Annotated in this window: 17 protein-coding genes; 4 read left to right on the top strand and 13 right to left on the bottom strand. The window is 64.3% G+C overall.

Features of this window, described 5'->3' with window-relative positions:
• Nucleotides 1–230: 230 nt before the first annotated feature.
• The 6 genes from rplL to secE form a co-directional block, all read right to left on the bottom strand.
• The gene (gene rplL, locus AC2TZ7_RS00895) at nucleotides 231–605 is read right to left on the bottom strand and encodes a 50S ribosomal protein L7/L12 (protein WP_078521318.1); all 375 of its coding nucleotides are present in this window, start codon (nucleotides 603–605) and stop codon (nucleotides 231–233) included.
• A gap of 66 nt (nucleotides 606–671) precedes the next feature.
• Nucleotides 672–1,184, bottom strand: coding sequence for a 50S ribosomal protein L10 (rplJ, locus tag AC2TZ7_RS00900; protein WP_078521320.1), 513 nt, complete (start codon nucleotides 1,182–1,184; stop codon nucleotides 672–674).
• Nucleotides 1,185–1,443: 259 nt separating this feature from the next.
• Nucleotides 1,444–2,142 (bottom strand): 50S ribosomal protein L1, encoded by a 699-nt coding sequence (rplA, locus tag AC2TZ7_RS00905; protein ID WP_075773827.1) that lies wholly within the window; start codon nucleotides 2,140–2,142, stop codon nucleotides 1,444–1,446.
• Between the two features lie 3 nt (nucleotides 2,143–2,145).
• Nucleotides 2,146–2,598 (bottom strand): 50S ribosomal protein L11, encoded by a 453-nt coding sequence (rplK, locus tag AC2TZ7_RS00910; RefSeq protein WP_078521322.1) that lies wholly within the window; start codon nucleotides 2,596–2,598, stop codon nucleotides 2,146–2,148.
• Between the two features lie 106 nt (nucleotides 2,599–2,704).
• On the bottom strand, nucleotides 2,705–3,244 hold the full coding sequence (gene nusG, locus AC2TZ7_RS00915) for a transcription termination/antitermination protein NusG (RefSeq protein WP_075773825.1): 540 nt from the start codon (nucleotides 3,242–3,244) through the stop codon (nucleotides 2,705–2,707).
• A 242-nt stretch (nucleotides 3,245–3,486) separates the two neighbouring features.
• The gene (secE, locus tag AC2TZ7_RS00920) at nucleotides 3,487–3,672 is read right to left on the bottom strand and encodes a preprotein translocase subunit SecE (protein WP_075773824.1); all 186 of its coding nucleotides are present in this window, start codon (nucleotides 3,670–3,672) and stop codon (nucleotides 3,487–3,489) included.
• 249 nt (nucleotides 3,673–3,921) lie between these two features.
• Here secE and AC2TZ7_RS00925 point away from each other — a divergent pair, with 249 nt between their 5' ends.
• Nucleotides 3,922–4,416, top strand: a complete 495-nt coding sequence (locus AC2TZ7_RS00925; RefSeq protein ID WP_489865563.1) for a DUF4405 domain-containing protein — start codon at nucleotides 3,922–3,924, stop codon at nucleotides 4,414–4,416.
• Between the two features lie 108 nt (nucleotides 4,417–4,524).
• Nucleotides 4,525–6,894, top strand: a complete 2,370-nt coding sequence (locus AC2TZ7_RS00930) for a glycosyltransferase (RefSeq protein WP_489865564.1) — start codon at nucleotides 4,525–4,527, stop codon at nucleotides 6,892–6,894.
• A gap of 3 nt (nucleotides 6,895–6,897) precedes the next feature.
• Here the strand turns inward: AC2TZ7_RS00930 and AC2TZ7_RS00935 are convergent, their stop codons facing one another.
• Complete coding sequence (locus AC2TZ7_RS00935; RefSeq protein WP_489865565.1) at nucleotides 6,898–7,965, bottom strand: DUF2793 domain-containing protein; 1,068 nt, start codon at nucleotides 7,963–7,965, stop codon at nucleotides 6,898–6,900.
• Nucleotides 7,966–8,110: 145 nt separating this feature from the next.
• Here AC2TZ7_RS00935 and AC2TZ7_RS00940 point away from each other — a divergent pair, with 145 nt between their 5' ends.
• Nucleotides 8,111–9,508, top strand: coding sequence for a phosphomannomutase (locus AC2TZ7_RS00940; protein ID WP_489865566.1), 1,398 nt, complete (start codon nucleotides 8,111–8,113; stop codon nucleotides 9,506–9,508).
• Here the strand turns inward: AC2TZ7_RS00940 and AC2TZ7_RS00945 are convergent.
• From AC2TZ7_RS00945 to AC2TZ7_RS00955, 3 genes are all read right to left on the bottom strand, one after another.
• Nucleotides 9,505–12,231: a DUF4214 domain-containing protein gene (locus tag AC2TZ7_RS00945; protein WP_489865567.1), complete on the bottom strand. Its 2,727-nt coding sequence runs from the start codon at nucleotides 12,229–12,231 to the stop codon at nucleotides 9,505–9,507. The genes AC2TZ7_RS00940 and AC2TZ7_RS00945 overlap by 4 nt on opposite strands.
• A gap of 134 nt (nucleotides 12,232–12,365) precedes the next feature.
• Entirely contained in the window at nucleotides 12,366–13,019 is a 654-nt protein-coding gene (locus AC2TZ7_RS00950; RefSeq protein WP_489865568.1) for an ABC transporter ATP-binding protein, read from the bottom strand.
• Between the two features lie 5 nt (nucleotides 13,020–13,024).
• Nucleotides 13,025–14,353, bottom strand: coding sequence for a KpsE/RkpR family capsule polysaccharide export protein (locus AC2TZ7_RS00955; protein WP_489865569.1), 1,329 nt, complete (start codon nucleotides 14,351–14,353; stop codon nucleotides 13,025–13,027).
• Here AC2TZ7_RS00955 and AC2TZ7_RS00960 point away from each other — a divergent pair.
• Nucleotides 14,330–15,127: an ABC transporter permease gene (locus AC2TZ7_RS00960; protein WP_489865570.1), complete on the top strand. Its 798-nt coding sequence runs from the start codon at nucleotides 14,330–14,332 to the stop codon at nucleotides 15,125–15,127. The genes AC2TZ7_RS00955 and AC2TZ7_RS00960 overlap by 24 nt on opposite strands.
• Here AC2TZ7_RS00960 and AC2TZ7_RS00965 read toward each other — a convergent pair.
• The 3 genes from AC2TZ7_RS00965 to AC2TZ7_RS00975 form a co-directional block, all read right to left on the bottom strand.
• Nucleotides 15,093–16,262, bottom strand: coding sequence for a hypothetical protein (locus tag AC2TZ7_RS00965; protein WP_489865571.1), 1,170 nt, complete (start codon nucleotides 16,260–16,262; stop codon nucleotides 15,093–15,095). The two genes, AC2TZ7_RS00960 and AC2TZ7_RS00965, sit on opposite strands and share 35 nt — an antisense overlap.
• Nucleotides 16,259–16,969 carry a glycosyltransferase family protein gene (locus AC2TZ7_RS00970; RefSeq protein ID WP_489865572.1) on the bottom strand — a complete coding sequence of 237 codons (711 nt, stop codon included), beginning with the start codon at nucleotides 16,967–16,969 and terminating at the stop codon, nucleotides 16,259–16,261. Before AC2TZ7_RS00970 ends, AC2TZ7_RS00965 begins: the two co-directional genes overlap by 4 nt.
• A 72-nt stretch (nucleotides 16,970–17,041) precedes the next feature.
• A complete protein-coding gene (locus AC2TZ7_RS00975; protein ID WP_489865573.1) occupies nucleotides 17,042–18,655 on the bottom strand; it encodes a glycosyltransferase family 2 protein in 1,614 nt (537 codons plus the stop codon).
• Nucleotides 18,656–18,705: the final 50 nt, after the last annotated feature.

The following is an 18,705-nucleotide window of genomic DNA, read 5'->3' on the forward strand; positions in this document are numbered from 1 at the left end:
GTCTCTTCGCGGCACATGCAATGTCGGGGCCCATTGCACGCCGCAAGGCGAATGAAGGGGGGGCGGTTCCATACCTGCCTTTCGTCCCACCGAAAGGCTCCCGAACCGCGAACACCGCCTTGGAGAGGGCTTCAGGGCGCCAAAGCCCTCTCCGAGACAGGTTCGGCTGGGCCCGGGAAACCCCGGACCCAGCCCTTTTTTCAGATCGGATGCAGTCGCATCCGGCTCGCTTACTTGAGCTCGATTTTCGCGCCAGCGTCTTCGAGCTTTTTCTTGATCTCTTCGGCTTCCGCTTTCGCAGCGCCTTCCTTGACCTTGCCGCCAGCTTCAACGAGCTCTTTGGCTTCTTTCAGGCCCAGGCCGGTGATGCCGCGGACTTCTTTGATCACGTTGATCTTCTGAGCGCCAGCTTCGACGAGAACGACGTCAAATTCGTCTTTCTCTTCAGCAGCTTCTTCGCCACCAGCAGCCGGACCGGCCATCATGACAGCGCCACCAGCGGCGGGCTCGATGCCGTATTCGTCTTTCAGGATGGTTTTCAGTTCCTGGGCTTCCAGGAGGGTCAGACCCACGATTTCTTCGGCGAGTTTTTTCAGATCAGCCATTTTTCAGTTCCTAGATTTGGGTTTCCAACGTCGCGGTTTCAAGCCGCTACGGGACAAGTCGATTGCTTACGCAGCCTTTTCCTCGATGGTCGAAAGGATGCTCGCGATGTTCGAAGCAGGCGCGCCAACGGCACCGGCGATGTTCGAAGCGGGTGCGCCGATCTGCGACACGATCTGAGCGATGAGCTCTTCACGCGACGGCATGTCAGCGACAGCTTTGACACCAGCGATGTCGAGTGCCGAGTCTCCCATTGCGCCGCCGAGGATCGAGAGTTTCTCGTTCTCTTTGGCATATTTGACGACCACTTTCGCCGCAGCGACAGGATCCTCAGAATAGGAAAGCACGGTCATGCCCGTCAGGTATTCAGCGATGCTTTCGCAGGGCTGACCTTCAAGGGCGATCTTGGCGAGCTTGTTCTTGGCAACACGAACCGAACCACCCGCTTCACGCATGCGCGCGCGGAGGTCCTGCATGTTAGCAACCGTCATGCCTTCGTAGTGAGCAACCACTACGACGCCAGAGCTTGCGAAGATCTGGCCGAGTTCCTCGACCACTTTCTCTTTTTGGGCTCTATCCACAGTTACACTCCAAGTATGGGGGTTTCCCCCCGGCTCTCATTGTCCCGGTTTCCCGGGGTCGGGTCCGAAGGGCCCGAGGCCAGATCGCCCGAGATCGGCCCGAAGGCCCAAACCCGGAATTGGTCTCGATCCCCATCTCAGGAAGGAAATTAAGCCGTCACCTTTGCGGGATCAGGCACCCTCCGTCTCGGACAGGTCAGGGCGGAAGCATCAGGCCACCGCCCTACCACCCACCGAGGTTTCCCCCGGTGGAATTCTCTTAGTTGCCGGTCGCCGACGTGATGTCGACGGCGACGCCCGGGCCCATCGTCGAGCTCAGGGACACCTTCTTCATGTAGGTGCCTTTCGCGCCGGCGGGCTTGGCTTTGGTCACGGCATCCACGAAGGCGCGGATGTTTTCGGCCAGCTGCTCCTCGGAGAAGGAGACCTTGCCGATGCCGCCATGAATGACGCCGGCCTTCTCGACCTTGAACTGAACCTGGCCACCTTTCGCCGCTTCGACAGCCGCTTTCACGTCCATCGTCACGGTGCCGACTTTCGGGTTCGGCATCAGGTTGCGCGGGCCCAGGACCTTACCCAGACGGCCGACGATCGGCATCATGTCCGGGGTCGCGATGCAGCGATCGAATTCGATCGTGCCGCCCTGAATGGTTTCCATCAGGTCCTCGGCGCCGACGATATCGGCCCCGGCTTCCTTGGCCTCATCCGCTTTCGCGCCACGAGCGAAGACAGCCACGCGGACGGTCTTGCCGGTGCCGTTCGGCAGAGCGACGACGCCACGAACCATCTGGTCGGCGTGACGGGGGTCGACACCGAGGTTCATTGCGATTTCGAGGGTCTCGTCGAATTTCGCGTTCGCGTTCGACTTGATCAGCGAAACAGCTTCCTCGACGGAGACGTTGGACTTGCCGGCGAAGGCTTCGCGGGCGGCTTTGGTGCGTTTACCGAGCTTTGCCATGACTTAGCCTTTCACCTCGATGCCGATCGACTTCGCGGAGCCGAGGATGATGTTCATCGCGCCTTCGATGTCGTTGGCGTTCAGGTCCTTCATCTTCGCTTCGGCGATCTCACGCACCTGAGCGGCGGTTATGGTCGCGGCGACGACGCGGCCCGGAGCTTCCGAACCCTTCGGACGGTTACGCTTGCCGACCGGCTTGAGGCCGGCTGCCTGCTTGATCATGAAGCTCGCGGTGGGCTGCTTGATCTCGAAGGTGAACGACTTGTCGGCGTAGTAGGTGATGATCGTCGGGATCTTCGCCTGCTTGTCCATTTCCTGCGTCTTGGCGTTGAACGCCTTGCAGAATTCCATGATGTTGATCCCGCGCTGACCCAGCGCCGGACCGACCGGCGGGGACGGGTTCGCGCCGCCTGCCGGAATTTGCAGCTTGAGCTGCCCAACAACTTTCTTGGCCATGTGGCCCTCTCCTTATCACTGTCACGCCCCTAGGGGGTCGCGAAGTTTAGTGGTTCGGTCCGGGCGTCCCTGTCGCGCAGGGCCCCTCGCCTCCCACGGCTCACACTCAGGCGGTTTTCTGCACCTGCGTGTATTCCAGCTCGACCGGCGTCGGCCGGCCGAAGATCGAGACGGTGACTTTCAGGCGGCTCGCCGCCTCGTCCACTTCCTCGACCATGCCCGAGAAGCCCTCGAAGGGCCCGTCGGTCACATTCACGTTCTCGCCGACCTCGAAGGTGATGAGGCTGCGCGGCGCGGCCTGCTCACCCGATTCGTCGACACGGCTGAGGATGCGGTTCACTTCCGCATCGCCCATCGGCATCGGCCGGCCCTGCGGCCCGAGGAAGCCGGTGACCCGGTTCGTCGAGTTGATCAGGTGATAACCCTTGTCGGTCATCTCCATCCGCACCAGCACGTAGCCCGGCATGAAGCGACGCTCGGAGGTCACTTTCTTGCCGCGACGCACCTCGATCACTTCTTCGGTCGGCACCAGAACCTCTTCGATCTGGTCTTCCAGACCCTGATCGATCACGGCCTGACGGATCTGCTCGGCCACTTTCTTCTCGAAGTTCGAGAGAACGCTTACCGAATACCAACGCTTCGCCATGCCGATTCTTTGCCTCTTGCCGCCGACGCCGGAGCGCCGAAAATTCCTGTTATTTCACGGGATTACCCGCGTCTCCCAGAATAAAAAACAGCGCGCACCACGCGAATCGATGCACGCCGCCTCTGGGAAAGTCCCGCCCCTTTACCGCCGGAGCCCTGTGATTTCAAGAGCGTAAGGCCGGAGCGCGATCACTTCCTCGCCGCAACTGCGAATGAGGTCTGGCGGAGAGCGCCGGGGGCCTATCAGCTCCCGATCACCTGCGTCACGCCGAGACGGATCACCCAGTCCACGAGCGAGAAGAAGATTGCCGTCAGCGCAGCCATCGCCAGCACCATGCCGGTCGTCAGCAGAACTTCGCGGCGGCTCGGCCAAGCCACTTTGCCCGCTTCCGAGCGCACCTGCTGGAGAAACTGGAGTGGGTTTGCCATCGTCGTCGTTCCTTACGCGCCCAATGCGGCGCCCTTGAGCCGAAAATACCGCGCCGCTTTCGGCGCAACTGCCGCCAGATACTTGCTCCCCTCGCGGATTTCAAGGCTGTTGCGACCACCCGCCCCTCCGCAGACGCCATGCGCCCACTGCAAGCCGGCTTTGATAACGGAAAATCCATCGATGCGCGTGCAACTTAACATCCGACACCCCGCGCTGTCAGCACAGCCGCGATTCGACAGGAGCCATCGATGCCCGCCATCCTCAACCGCTACGCCACGCCGTTCATCACCGGCCTTTTCCTCGTCTCATTGATTTCAGGAATCGCCTTATTCTTCCATTGGGGCAGCGCGTGGTTTCACGGGATGCATGAATGGCTCTCGATGGTGCTGATCGTGCCCTTCGTGCTGCATATCTGGAAGAACTGGCGCCCGATGACCACCTACTTCAAACGCGCGCCGATGGGGCTGGCGCTCGCGCTTTCGGTCGTGGCGGCGCTGGCCTTCGTCCTTCCCGCCGCGACGAGCTCTCAAAGCGGCGCGCGTGGCGGGCCGCCGCAATTCGCGATCGCGCAGGCGCTGTTCGACGCGCCTTTGTCGGAGGCCGCGCCCGTGCTCGGCCTCTCGGGCACCGACGCCGCCGCCAAGCTGAACGCCGATGTGACGCAAAGCCTGACCGAGATCGCCTCGGCGCGCGAAAGCTCCGCCACGACGCTTGCCCAGCAACTGATGGGGCAGCCGCAATAACGGCCCGTCGCGCCGTGCGGGGCATCTCGGGCGGCGCAAGACGGTTGCGACTGCCACGCAATCGACTAGGGTGATTCTACCAAAGGTTGTTTTTCATCAAGGAATTGCATGTCGACTTTCGTTCCGCCGCCGTCAGCCGTCTCACTGCTCCACCGCCTGCGCGGCTATCGCGGCGCGCTGGAGCGGATCGAGAACGGGAGGGTGATCGGCTGGATCGCGAAGAAAGGCGATAGCACTCCGCTCGACATTGAAATCCACTGCAATGCCGGGCGGCTCACCTCGGGACGCGCGGCGATGTTCCGCGCCGACCTTGCGCAGGCTGGCATCGGCGCGGGCAATCACGGCTTCGCCTTGCCGCTGTCGGCAGCCCTGCAAGAGGCCGCGGGCGGCGAAATCAGCCTCCATGTCCCCGGCAGCGGCCCAATCGCCACGCTGCGCTTCGATCCCGACGCGACGCCGCTTCCGAAAGAGAAAGATGCCCTGCATCGCTATATGCATGGCCCGATCATCACGCTGCGCGCCGCGTCCACCGCGCAGGCGGACATACCCGATCTGACCGCGCAGCAACCGCTTTTCGCGGCACGGTCCGCGCATGGCGAAGACCTGCCCGCGCCTCTCTTTTCCTACATAGATTACGCGCGCCATCGCGCGGGCATGGCAGAGCACCTCGCCCTCGATGGCAGCGACGCGGCGGTGGCGGACATCCTGCGCTGGTATCTCGACAGCTACGCCGCGCAGCATCCGTCGCAGCAAATCCCGCTGAGCCGCGCCGCGATCGACTGGCTCAATTCGGAGACCCGCCCCGGCGGACCGAGCCGCGCGATGGACCTCTTCGGTAAGACCGGCGACCCGGACGCGGCGACCGCATGGGCGCTTCGCGACACCCCGTCGCTTGGGGTCGGCGATTGCCTCCTCCCCGACAGCCTGATCGAGACGCTGGCAGAGACGAAAGGCTCCAGCCCCTGGCCGATGACCCGCGGGCTTCTGGGCCTGCGCGAGGCGATCCCGCCGCTCGCACAATTCTCGCCGAAGACTGAGCGCCACCGCCGAATGCTGCATGTGCTCGCGATGATCCTTGCGGTCGAACGGCCCGAGATCCTGCTATTCCTGCCCCGCAGCGAAACGAAGACGCTGCTCGAAGGTGGCCGCCTCTCGGATGTCTGCTCGCAACTGCATCCCGGCCCGCCGATCACCCGCGCGCGCTATGCTGCGGCGCTGCGCGCGAAGGGTTTCGACCTCGAGAGCATGTCCTTCCTGCGCACGCCCGACGGCCACCGGATCGCCGCCGCCACGCGCCCCATCCCCGAGCCCCCCCCCGTCGACGTTCAGATCCACGGCCCCTTCGCGAAAGCCTCCGGGTTGGGCCAATCGACGCGGCTCTCACATGACATTTTGTCCCGCTGCGACGTCACGCTCAACGCGGTGGAAAGCGCGCGCGACAATCCGACGCCCGTGCAAGACGGCGCCAAGACCGGCGCGCCGCGCCCCGCGCGCATCAACCTGCTGCACCTGAATGGCGACGCGGTCCCCCCGGCCTTCGCCTTCGACGCCGACAGCTACTCCAATGCCTACAACATCGCCTATATGCACTGGGAGTTGGACCGGGCCCCGGCCTGCCATCACCTCGCGCTCGACCTTGTCGACGAGGTCTGGGTGCCCTCGGAATACTGCGCCGAGATTTACCGCAAAGAGACCGACGCGCCGGTGGTGAATGTCGGGATGTGTTATCCCGAACCGCCCGCCATCGACCGCGCCCACGCGCGCAGCGCCCTGCGCCAACGCAACGATTGGCCCGAGGAAAGCTTCGTCTGCCTTGCCAGTTTCGACAGCTTCTCCTTCGTGCAGCGGAAGAACCCGCTCGGCACGATCCACGCTTTCCGCGAAGCCTTCGCCGAAGATGCGGAGGCGCGCCTGCTGATCAAGACGCAAAATCGCAGCAATGTCTGCCATGCGGCGCAGGCCACGCTCTGGGCCGAAATCGACCGGCTCGTCGCAGCCGACCCGCGCATCGCTTTGCTCGACGACACGCTCGATCACGCAGGGGTGCTGGAGCTGATGGCTGGCGCGGACCTATACGTTTCGCTGCATCGCTCCGAGGGCTGGGGGTTCGGCATGCTGGAGGCGATGGCGCTTGGCGTGCCGGTCCTGTGCACGGGCTATTCCGGCAATCTGGAATTTTGCAACGAGGTCACTGCGTGGCTCGTGCCCGCGTCCGAGATCGAAGTCGCGCCGCAGGACTATCTCTATGTCGAGCCCGGAATGCACTGGGGCGAGCCGGATCACGCCGCCGCGGTCGCCCAATTCCGCGCGGCACGCAGCGACCCGGAGGCGCGCAGAAAAAAGGCGGCGCAGGCCGAAGCCTTCGTGCGCCGCCACTTCTCTGCCGATGCGATTGCCGCGCGCTACGGTGCCCGCCTGTCCGAGATTTTCACCCGGCTCGACGGGGCGCGCAAACCGCTCGCCCGCCCCGCCGAGTAAGCGTCACACCCAGCGCCCGATCGCGGTGACGCTCAGATCACAGCTCTCGCCGCTGAGGAAACTCGCGCCATTCGCGGCATAGACCACGGCGCGCGCGCCCGAGCTTGTGACGCCCTCGACCCCTGCGAAGGAGATCGCGCCCGCGCCGATGGCACTGCCCGCCGCTAGGCTGTCCGCATCGAGCGCGACACTCAGAGAGGGCGCCTGCGCGAATTGCGCCGGATAGGCCCAATCCTGCTTGAGTGCCCAATCCGCGACGTAAGCAAGGCTCACCTGCGCTGAGCAAATCTGCGTGCCATCGGCAAAGCGGATATAATCGCCCGAGGCAGTGCTGCCATGCTCGATCACGGCGCCCGTCGACATGCCACCAACCTGCGCAACCGTGCCGACGACACCGCTTCCCGTGAGCGCCCCGTCGATCACCGCGCCTTGCGGCATCGCCGCGCGCCCGGTGGCCGCGTCGATGCGCAGCCCCTCGAACCATGTCGCGCCGTCCGCGCTCGCCTTGATCGCGAAATCGTCGCTGCCCGCCAGCCCCATCTCGGCCCGGCCCGACCAGTTCGACTGGAACAGAAGACTTGCCGTCTCGCCCGCCGCCGCCTTGTTCAGCTTGAGCTGATGGCCTGCCCCGGCATGGCTCAGAAGTGTGGCCTCCGCCGCGACGGAAAGCCGGTTCACCGCGTCATAGCCGGTCATGATCCCGACCCCGTCGAGCTGGCTCAACTCCGGCAACGGCGGCACGCCCCAAGCGCCTGCGGCGAAGACCAGCTCCACCGCCTCATCCAGCACGAAAGCGCGCCAGCCCTCACGCGGGGTCAAGAATTGCCACGCCCCGGCGGCAAAGATCGCAAGCGCCCCGTCCTGCCCCGCCCATGCGCCCAGCGCCCCGGTCGGCAGCAGATACCGCGCCCCATCGGGCGGACCGATCGGCGGTTCGGTCACGCTGCGCGAAATCACCGCAAGCTGCACGAGCGCATCGAGCCGTTGCAGCGCCTCGTTATGGGTGACGTGTTTCTGGGCCTGGCTGCCAAGGATAAGCGGCAGCGCGAGATTGGCGGTTTGATCGGACATCGGGAGTTCCTGCGCTGGGTTGCGATGGAGGCCGACGATAGGAACCCGGCGTTAACCGTGTTTGAGAGCGGCGCACGGTGCTTGCCTGTCCGCCCCCCTCCCCCTAGGTTCGGCCCGATTTCAACGGCGCAGCATTCGAGGACATATGGCACCGAAATTTGGCACCAGCGGCCTGCGTGGCCTCGTCACCGAACTGACCGACGCGCTGGTCACCGATTACACCCGCGCTTTCATTTCGGCCTGCCCGCAGGGCGAAGCCGTTCATGTCGGCTGGGACCTGCGCCCCTCCTCCCCCGCAATCGCCGAGACCGTCATCGCCGCGATCCGCGCTGCGGGCCTCACCGCCATTCGCGAAGGCGCGCTGCCTACGCCCGCTCTGGCGCTCGCTTCGATGGGGGCGGGCAATTCGGCGATCATGGTCACCGGCAGCCACATTCCCGCCGATCGCAACGGGCTGAAATTCTACATCCCGCATGGCGAGATCGCGAAGGAGGACGAGGCCGCGATTCTCGACCGGCTCACTCAGGACCATCCCGCAGCCGAAAAACCGGGGCCCGAAATCCCGGGGGCGGACAGCGCGGCACGCTACATCGCGCGCTATGTCGACGGGTTCGGGGCCGAGGCTCTCGATGGTCTGCGCATCGGTGTCTATCAACACAGCTCGGTCGCGCGCGACATCCTCGTCACCGCGGTGCAGGCGATGGGCGCGACCGCCGTGCCGCTCGCACGTTCTGACGTTTTCATTCCCGTCGACACCGAGGCTGTCGATCCTGAGACCCGCAAAACCCTGCAAGGCTGGTGCGCCGAACACCAGCTCGATGCGGTGATTTCGACCGATGGCGATGCCGATCGTCCGATGCTGAGCGACGAGACCGGCACGCTGATCCCGGGCGACGTGCTGGGCGCGCTGACCGCGCGGCTGCTTGAGGCAAAAATCCTCTGCACGCCGGTCTCCGCCAATACGATGGTCGATGCGATGCCCGAATTCGACAGTATCCATCGCACGAAGATCGGCTCGCCCTTCGTGATCGCCGCGATGGAAGCGGCGCGCGATGCCGATCCCGCCGCGAAGGTCGTGGGCTATGAGCCCAATGGCGGCTTCCTTTTGGGCTTCACCGCGACGGGTCCAGCGGGGCCGATTGCGCCGCTCGCGACGCGCGATTGCCTCCTGCCGATCATCGCGCCGCTTGTTGCAGCGAAACAGGCCGGCACCGCGCTCAGCGGCCTTGTCGCCCAGCTTCCCGCCCGTTTCACCGCGGCCGACCGGGTCGCCGAAGTCCCGACGGACCGTTCGCGCGCCTTCATTGACCGCCTTGCCGACGACCCCGCCGCACGGGCGGAATTCTTCAGCGATTTCGCCCCGGCCGAACAGATCGACCGCACCGATGGGCTGCGCCTGACCTTCCCCTCGGGCGAGATCGTCCATCTGCGCCCCTCGGGCAACGCGCCCGAATGCCGTTGCTATGCCGAAGCCGCGACACCGGAGCGCGCGCAGACCCTCGTGGCGCGCTACCTCGCGGCGCTACGAACCGAACTCACCTAGCCCGAGACGTCGAACATCCCGTCGGTGAACAGGCCGAGATCGGCATCGATGAACTCGACCGTGACGCCCTGATCGGTGAAGGTCACGCCGGAGCCCGCTTCGACCATATGGCTGCGGGCTTCGGCGGCAGAGCTGTAGTTGAAGCCATCGAAGCTCAGCCGATCCCAGGGCTCGATATCGATAATGACGTGGTGCCCGTCCTCATCCGCGCGGAAGACGAACTGATCCGCCATCGCACCGCCCTGCAGCAGATTGTACCCCTCGCCGCCATCGAGCTGATCCTCGAAGCCGAAAGATCGGAACCAATCGATCTGCGGCTGCGCCGTCTGGGTGATCATCTCGGGGCTTTGCGCAAATGCGGCGACCACTTTCTCGCGGGTGTAGCCCCCGCTGTCGAGCTGATCGACCCACCATGTCAGCCCCTCGCTGTCCGGTGCCCGCCCCAAGACGTTCTGATAGAGAAGCGAGACGAAAACGGCATCGTCGAGATTGCCATAGGTCGAGGTGAATTCAGGCGAGTTGACGAAGCCGGAGACGACATCGAGGAACTCCATCCCGTCCGCCTGCATCTCGCTCCAATACATCATCCCGCCAAGGTTCGGCTCGCGCCCCAGCGTCGCTTGGTACAAACGGAACACGTCATCGGTGAAATCCGTCTGCGCGCTGGCATGGCTCAGCATGAGCGTGTCGATCTCTGTCGAATCCCGAAATTCCGGGCTTTCCGAAAATCCCAAAACAACTTCCTCCCGACTTTTTACCCCCTGATCCAGCTGGTCGAGCCAATAGGTCAGCCCCCCGACATCGGGGTCCCGATCCAGCACATTCTGGTAAAGCAGCGTCAGGAACTCCGCGTCGCTCGTCTCCGCGTAGTTCGACTGGAATTCCGGCGAGTTGATGAACCGATCCGCGACCTCCTGCAGTTCGACCGCGCCGCTCGACAGAAGGTCCGTCCAATAGTGCAGACCGTTCCCATCCGGCGCCCGGTCAAGCGTCGCCTGATAGACCCGGAACACCTGTGCCGCGAACGGGTCGTAGCTGCGATCGATCCGCCCGCCATTGAGCAGATCATCCCCCGCCATGCCTTGCAGGATATCCGACCCGTCATTGCCGACGAGCAGATCATCGCCGCCGCGCCCGTCGATCAGATCTCCCTGCGCGGTACCTTCCTTGTGGATATCGCCGACCTCGAGCGGGTTGATTGCGGAATGCCACAGATCACGCAGCTCCGAGGTTTCGAAATCCGCGGCGCTCAGGCTCGAGCCGTCCGCGGTATTCACGATCACCCGCTCATCGCCGATCCGGATATCCGCCCCCGTCGCGGTCGGGGCGATGTCCAAAGCCTCCTTGGTGTAGAACCACGCCATGCTCGAGAGGTCGAGCCGATCGATGCCGGGCTCGTAATCCATGATGAAATCGGTGCGCCCGTCCGCGTCGAGCACGAACACATCCTGCTCCTCGCCGCCCCAGAGGGAATCCGCGCCACCGCCGTCTTGCAGAATGTCGGCCCCCGCCCCGCCACGGATTTCATCATCGCCAGCGCCACCGGAAATCTGATCGTTCTCGACGCCTCCGTTTGCGGTGTCGCCGCCATCGCCAAGCTTCAGCGCCAGACCGGCAGGGCCCAACTCCACCTTGATATGGCTGATCCCCATCCCCTGATCGCTCACGCTCGCGGGCACGTCGCCCGCCACGAAAATATCGAGCCCGGTCGCATCGGCGATCATCGCCGCCGCAGCCGGATCAGAAAGCGCAGTCTCGAGCCCGTCCGCCAAGGTCCCGATCTGGACCAGTTTGCCGCCGGGCAGCAGCGTCAGCAGGCTGACCCCGTCATCGGCGCCTCCGGCCAGCACATAGACCTGATCGCCCATCATCACGGTTTCGAGCGTCGTCATGCCGTCGAACCGCGTGCCCAGATCGTCATTGATCTGATCGGTGACCTCCATCCGCCCGCCCGGACCGAGCGCCACGACAGAGATCGAGCTTGTGCCCGCCGCCCCCAGAACCGCGTAGGCCTGTCCGCCCACCTGGATCGTCTCGATCGAATTCGGGGTGTTGATGAAGAGGCCGTCGCGCGCATCGATCTGACTGGCGATTTGCAGCTGTCCCTGCGTATCGAGCGCGAGCGTGGTCAGCGAATTATCCGTCACCGAAGCCGCAAGGACATACTGCGCGCCCTCGATCTCGACCGTATCGAGCGCATGGACGTCATTCTCTGACCAGACCTCGCCCGCGATGCCCTGCGCGATCTCGGTCATCCGGCCTCCGGCACCCATCTGCCAGACATGCAGCCCGCTGCCATGCGACAGGGCCCCGACGAAAAAGCTCTGCGCGCCCGGTTGCAGCGGCGCGATCGCAAGCACCGCACCGGGCGCAACCGCCCCCGGCAGCGTGAACACATCGCTGATTCCGCCGTCATTCTGGTTCAGCCAGACCGCCTGAAACGCGCCCGACGCCGAACCGGTCACCATCAAGGCAGGGCTGCCGTCGATCGAAATCTCGGTCAGCGTTCCGGCCGCATCCAGCCCCGCACTCTCGCTCAGATAAGCCAAATCGCTCGAATTCAGCCGCGCAGTCAGCGGGATCTGCGAGATACCGCCCGGCGCATTCGAAATCGAATAGAGCGTCGGCCCCGTCTCGCCCTGCACGAGAAGCAGGTCGGTGATCGACGTCAGGAAGTTTTCCGCACCATTCGTCACAGTCGCGACCGGCGTCAATTGAGGCATGCTCACCTCCGCTTTCCATGTTCACACTGTCTCGACTGTGAGGCGCCGCTGGGCACAGAGCGCGGAGGAAAAGCGGCCCCAAAGGGGTTTTCTCTCAATATTTTAATCGAATGCGACGGCTCACAGCGCCCAGCTCAAAGCATGTTGCGTTCGTGGCAGGCAATCGCGGCGTTGAGATCGTCGAAAAACTCAAGCCGCCCATGCTCCAGCACCGCGCCGCAATCGCAAATCTCGCGCAACTGGTTCATCGAGTGGCTGACCACCACCGCCCCGGCGTCTTTCAGCCGGTCGCGAAGCAGGGCTGCGCTCTTCTCGCGAAACGCGGCATCGCCGACCGCCGTGATCTCGTCGACGAGATAGGTGTCGAAGCTGATCGCCATCGACGCCGCAAACGCCAATCGCGCGCGCATCCCGGAAGAATAGCTGCGCAGCGGCATCCGGAAATGCGCCCCAAGCTCGGCGGTCGTCTCAACGAAAGCCACCATCTCATCGGTATCCACCCCATAGATACGCGCGATGAAGCGGCAATTCTGCGCGCCCGTCAGATCGTTGTGAAACGACCCAGCGAAGCCCACCGGGAACGACACGCTGCCCCGCGTGATCACCCGCCCCCGATCGGGCCGCGCGGTGCCTGCGATCATCTGCAGCAGCGTCGACTTTCCGGCCCCGTTTCGCCCGAGCAAAGCGACGGATCGTCCGCCTGGAAAACTCGTGCAAATATCGCGCGCCACGACCTTCTCGCCACCGGGAACGCGGAAACTCTTGCTGAGATTTTGCAGCCGGATCATCGCCGTTACCGACGGTCCCGGATCGCGTAGCCCACCAGGATGCCAATCGCCCAAAGCAACACGAGGCTGCCCGCGATCAGCGCCAGAAGCGTCTCGCGCCGTGGATATTCGGCACTTTCGGCAAGGGTCGGCGCCATGAAGGTCGCGAGAAAGCGGCTTTTACGGCGGGCCTCGGCTTCCGCCGCATCATAGCTTGCGCGGGTCGCCGCATAAGCACGCTCTGCGAATTCGCGCTCCGCCATAAGCCGCTCGTACTCGCCAACGATGTTCGCGAACGCCTCTTCCTGGGAGCCGCCATCGATCCCGAGCTTGCGTCGCTCCGCCCCGATTCTGTCCTCGATCACCGCAAGTCGCCGCTCCGCCTGCTTCAACCGCGGGTCCGTCCCGCTGCGCACCGTGCCGCGCAGCAGATCACTCTCAATCATCACCTGCGCCTGCTGTTCGAGCAGCGACCCCAGCACCCCCGCCTGACTCTGCAAATCCATCTCCGGACTGATCAGTTGGTGGCGATTGCGGAAGGTGGTGAGCGCCGTGCGCGCCGTCGTCAGACGCGCCTCGGCGCGCCGTAACTCCCCGCGCGCATGGCGAATCGCATCCTCGCGCGCGGCGTTGCTGAGCCGGTTAATCATCGCAGAGCTTTGTGTCATCAAGGTTTGCGCGATCCGCTGTGCCGCGCCCGGATCGAAAGCGCGCACCTCGATGTCGAGCAGCCCCGCGCCCGCCCCGTGCCGCACATGAACCATGCGATTCCAATAGGCGACAAGCTCCTCCAAAGTGGCGTCGCCAGGAAGCCCGAACACCGGATCGGATCGGTCGCGCGACCAGATCGTTCTCAGGTCGAGCGCATCGTCGATCTGCGCAACAAGGCTCGGGCTTTGAATGAATTCATAGAGGATGTCGGTGTCGCTCGAAGACGCGCCCGACAGGCTGGACAGACCGCCGAAAAGATCGAGCGCCGGCGCCATTTCCTCCCGCTGCACCGTGAAGCCGACGCGTGAAACGAACTGATCCGCCGCCTGCGCGTAAAGATAATAGGCCGCCACCAGAACCGGCGCGATCACCAGCGCCAGGAAGCTTAACGCCACAGTCTGATGCCGCCGCCGCCAGCGCGCCTTGCGTGCGGGGGGCGCGTATGCGCTCGGCACCGGCCGGAGCGGCACTGGCACTTCGCGCAACCCAGCCCCCTTTGCGAGGACGAGCGTGGCCTGCGCAGGCTCGTTAACCGCGTGTTTCACAATTGGCTCCACTATCGGTCGCGTCAGGGTCCAGCGAACACGATCCGAATTGAAAACCGGTAAACGAGGCTCGAAATGTTCACCTCCCGCGCGGCGCACGCCCCTGCCCGGTCCTTCCCGGCGCTCCGCGCCATCGGTGCGCTCATTCTGCGCGAGATGTCGGCAAGCTACGGTCGCTCACCGGGGGGCTATCTTTGGGCGTTGCTCGAGCCGATCGGCGGCGTCGCCCTGTTGACGCTGTTCTTTTCGCTGACCTTTCACGCCCCGCCGCTCGGGGCCAGTTTCGCACTTTTCTACGCGACGGGGTTACTACCTTTCATGTTGTTTTCAGACGTTCAGTCGAAGGTCGCCAATGCACTCACCTACTCCCGCGCGCTCCTCGCTTATCCCACTGTGAGCTTTGTCGATGCGCTCATCGCACGGCTCGTTCTGAATGCGCTGACGAAACTTGTTGTTTCTTACCTCGTTCTTCACGGATGCCTCCTGATGTTCGACACCCGCGCGAGCCCAGATCCGCTGCGTATCTTCGAAGCGGAAGGTCTCGCCGTATTGCTATCCTTCGGGGTCGGCACCCTGAACTGTTACCTCTTTCTTCGCGCGCCGGTCTGGCAGCAGATATGGTCGATCCTGATGCGTCCGATGTTCCTGATTTCCGGAGTCTTTTTCCTCACCGACCAGTTGCCGCGCTGGGCCGCGGACACCCTATGGTTTAACCCGCTGGTCCATGTGATCGGCTATCTGCGACGCGGCTTTTTCCCGACCTATCAGCCCGACTATCTCTCTGCGCTCTACGTAGTCGGCGTGTCGCTCGTGGCCCTCGCCCTTGGCCTTTTGGCCCTCAGGACGAGCTACCGGGATCTCCTCGCAAGGTGAACGATCTGGGCCGCGGCGTTTGATCTCGCGGCGCTCCAAGGAGCGCGGTCCGCCACCGATGAGAACGGTCCTCGCGCAAAAGGACACCGAGCCGCTCCGCTATAAACGCGTCGAGCGCACCGAGCTCGGACCCGTCGGGCAACGGTTTCGAGCGAAGACCTCCCGCGAACGCGCGCAATTCGTCGAGATCATGCAGCGGCGCCGGGCCGCGTTCGATTTCAGGATGATACGGATATGGCGCCGTCCAAAGCAGGTCGTCGAATATTTCCTCCGCTTGAACGGCGGGTAAGACGCGCTCGAGCTCTCGACGATGGCTCTGTGCAAGCCGCTGCAATGTCTCGACGTGATGTGGCGCGAGCGCCCATGCGCGGCGCAACGTGGGGCCGTTCGCCAATTGCCGTTGCAATACGAACTCGATCTCTGCGCGATGGCTATCCGGCCGAAAACGGCGATTGCGCAGCAGAAAACCAAACTGTGCTGCGCTGCCCGTGCTGTGGCACGGTCCGATTGCGTTGCCCGGCGTTCCCAGCAAAGCGTCGGCGAAGGTGACCACATCCTGCTTTGCCGGCGCGACCTGCAGTCTTACGTTGGGAATGCGCGCCCAGGCTGCGAGATCTTCGCCAAAGCTGAACGGGACAGGGCGGGACGAAAACCAATCGTCGAAGCGGGGCCGGCTCCAGACGCCCCATTGCCAGAACGCCGCGTTCATCCATGTCAGGGGAGGACGCAGAAAGGCCAGCACCGTCACGGGCGGATGGCCAAGGTCAGAAAGCAGCCGCGTGAAAAAATCGGGCCGACGAATCCAGCCCTCATTCGAGAAGAACGGGATGTAGCCGCGCCGCCGCGCGCGTGCGACCTCGCGCAAGACGAAATCGCCGAGCGATTTCGCTGCGACCTCCCGGCCGGGATCGGGCATCGAGACATAGCCATAGGGAGATAGCGCTGCGGCGCGGCGCACGGCCCTGCCACGCAACGGCATGAGTTTGCCGCCCACCCGCACCGCGCCGATATAGCGCACAAGCAAACCAGCGCGCGATAGCCGGTCCGGTTCCGCGCTCCATGCTGCTTGAAGAGCCGAACTGCCGCATTTCGGGGCGCCTATATGGAAGATCGCATGACTGTCCTCGAGGGTCATGCCACCCACCTCTGCGTCTCGGGCGCTCCAAGGAGGCGATCGATGTCTATATCCGATGGCCAGCGTGGCACCGGCAAGACGCCCCCTTTTGCGCCTGCGGCTCTGACCGCTTCAGCTTGGGCACCAAGGTCGAAACAGTACACGGGTAGGCCGGTGGCGAGCGCCTCATGCGTGGTGAAGGAAAAGGTCTCCGGCCAGAGCGATGGGATCAGCCATCGGTCAATTCCGTACCGCGCGATCAGCATCTGCAAATCTAGGGGCTCAAACGGGCCGTGGACGTGGTTCGGCGTGCCCAAATGAAACCGCGGATCGAGACTTCCCAGCAGCACCAGCCGCGCGCGGCCGTCCGCAGCGAAGGTATTACCCAAGGCCTCGACAACTGCGGCGCCTTTGTGGACGCCGATATGACCGAGCACGCCAAGAACAGAGCCCGCGGTGCGGGCGCCCGCCTGGGGTTCAGGAGGCGGGCGGATGAGAAGCGCAGGCCGGGCCACATCATGCGGTTTGCAGTCGAGCTTTTGCGCGACGTCGGGGCGGGCCGAGGCCACAATTTCTGCGGAGCTGCGCGAAAAAACCTGCAATCGCGTTGCGCTGGTCAGTGCCGCGCCCCAAGCGCGTTCCCAATCCGAGAGTTCGTCGGTTGAAGAGAGCTGAAGCTGCTTCCGAGACTTGACCCGAGGGCCGATGTATTCGGGGATCTCGCGCAAGCTTTTTGGCGCACGCAGGAGCGTGTAGGCCTCGCTCAGGGGCAAGTAGTCGTGAAACAGGATATCGAGCTGCTACCGCGCGGATAGTTCCGTAAGCAGTGCGGGTATCTCGAGCGGGTCCGGGTGGTCAACGCCGCAGGAATAGATGACGTGGCGATCCGGCAGAAGCCGCAGCAGGGATAGCGCCACCGCACGATCCATTGTCTCGATCGTGCTCTGGCCAAGTGGGTCGTGAAGCTCGATAGACCAGCGCACGGAACCACCGACGCGAAGAACGACGCCCCGCCGCCCGGCGCGAAGCTCCGAGGCGATTTCTTTGCGTAACCACATCTCCGCGCCGCCGCCGAGGGAATGTCCGAGCCATATCTTGATCGGCTCGGTTTGCAGCGCGCCCGCTCGGGCCAGGGCGAGCGCGAAACGCGGGGCCGCCAGCGGATCAGTGGCGAGGAAACGATCGACGGCGCGCGGATAGCTTGGATAGCGCCTCTCGATTTTCGCCTGATTGGCGTCCAGAAGCTTTCGCCGCGCCGCCGCGCCGAAGGAGGCGCTACCGCGATGCTCCACGAAGAGCGAGCCGATCCCGATATGCCGCCCCCCGAGCCGCCTTACTTTCTGACACCAATCCGTCTCCTCCCCGTAGCCGCGCCCAAACGCAGGGTCGAATTGCGGGAGCTCGGCAAGAAAGCGCGGCGCAAGCGCCATACAAAAGCCGACCCCGGTCGGCAGGTCGGCGCGCGCCTGCACCGGGTTCATGCGCGCGGCGACGGCGTCGATCTGATCGACAGCCCCGAGCGGCAGATCGCTCCGCGCTCGGGCTTGCGGCACGGACAATATCTGTGCGTCATTCGACATCGGCGTGACGCTTGCGACCTGCGGATCGGAAAGCGGAGCCACAAGCCGCGACGCCCAGCCCGCAGGCACAAGGGCATCGGAATTCAGCAAGACCACAGGGCGGTCGGGAAAGCGCCTGAGCGCCACCTCAAACCCGCGATTGACCGACGCGACGAAGCCGAGATTTGTGTCATTTTCCAGAAGCGTCGCGTTCGCCCGACCGTCACACCAATCGCGCAGAAACGGCCGCATCTCGGGATCGGTCGAGCGATCCTCGATCACGATCAGATGCCAGTCGAGATCGGTGTGCTGCATGACGCGGGCAAGCGCCTCGCGCAGCAGCGCCCGCGCATTGAACACCGGCAACACGATCACGATCCCGGGGAACGTGGACGGCTCAGTCGGCGCCGTGGCGCGGAGCAGGTCGGACGGCAGCGTCGCACCCCGCAACTGCCCCACGAAACCGAGCGCGGATTTCACGCGGAACCCCGCGGCACTGTCGTCGTGGTGTCGCCAGCGCCAGATATCGCGAGCATGACGGGCGATTCGCCAAAGGAACACCGGGGCGAGGCGCAGCCGCCCCCATGCGAGGCGAACCCTGCCGATCGGCGGCAAAACCCAGCTTTCCTCGCCTTGCCCATCGGCACCCGTATCGGGAATGACCAGCTCCACCTTGCCGGGCCAGAAAGGCACGTCGAAGGCAAACTTCGCCGGCCCCGATGGATCAGGCTCGAGCGCGCAGCGCTGCGCCACGCCCCCCAACTGTAAAATCACCTCGCGCGCATCGATTCGCCCTTCCAGACGAAGACGGTTGCCGCGGAAATCGTAGCGCGTGACATGCAGCCCCCGAGCCACCGCGGGCGGCCCCAGATCCGGCACCCTTCGCGAAATCCGGAGATTCGCAT

The sequence above is a fragment of the Thioclava sp. ISO4 genome, from assembly GCF_058105145.1.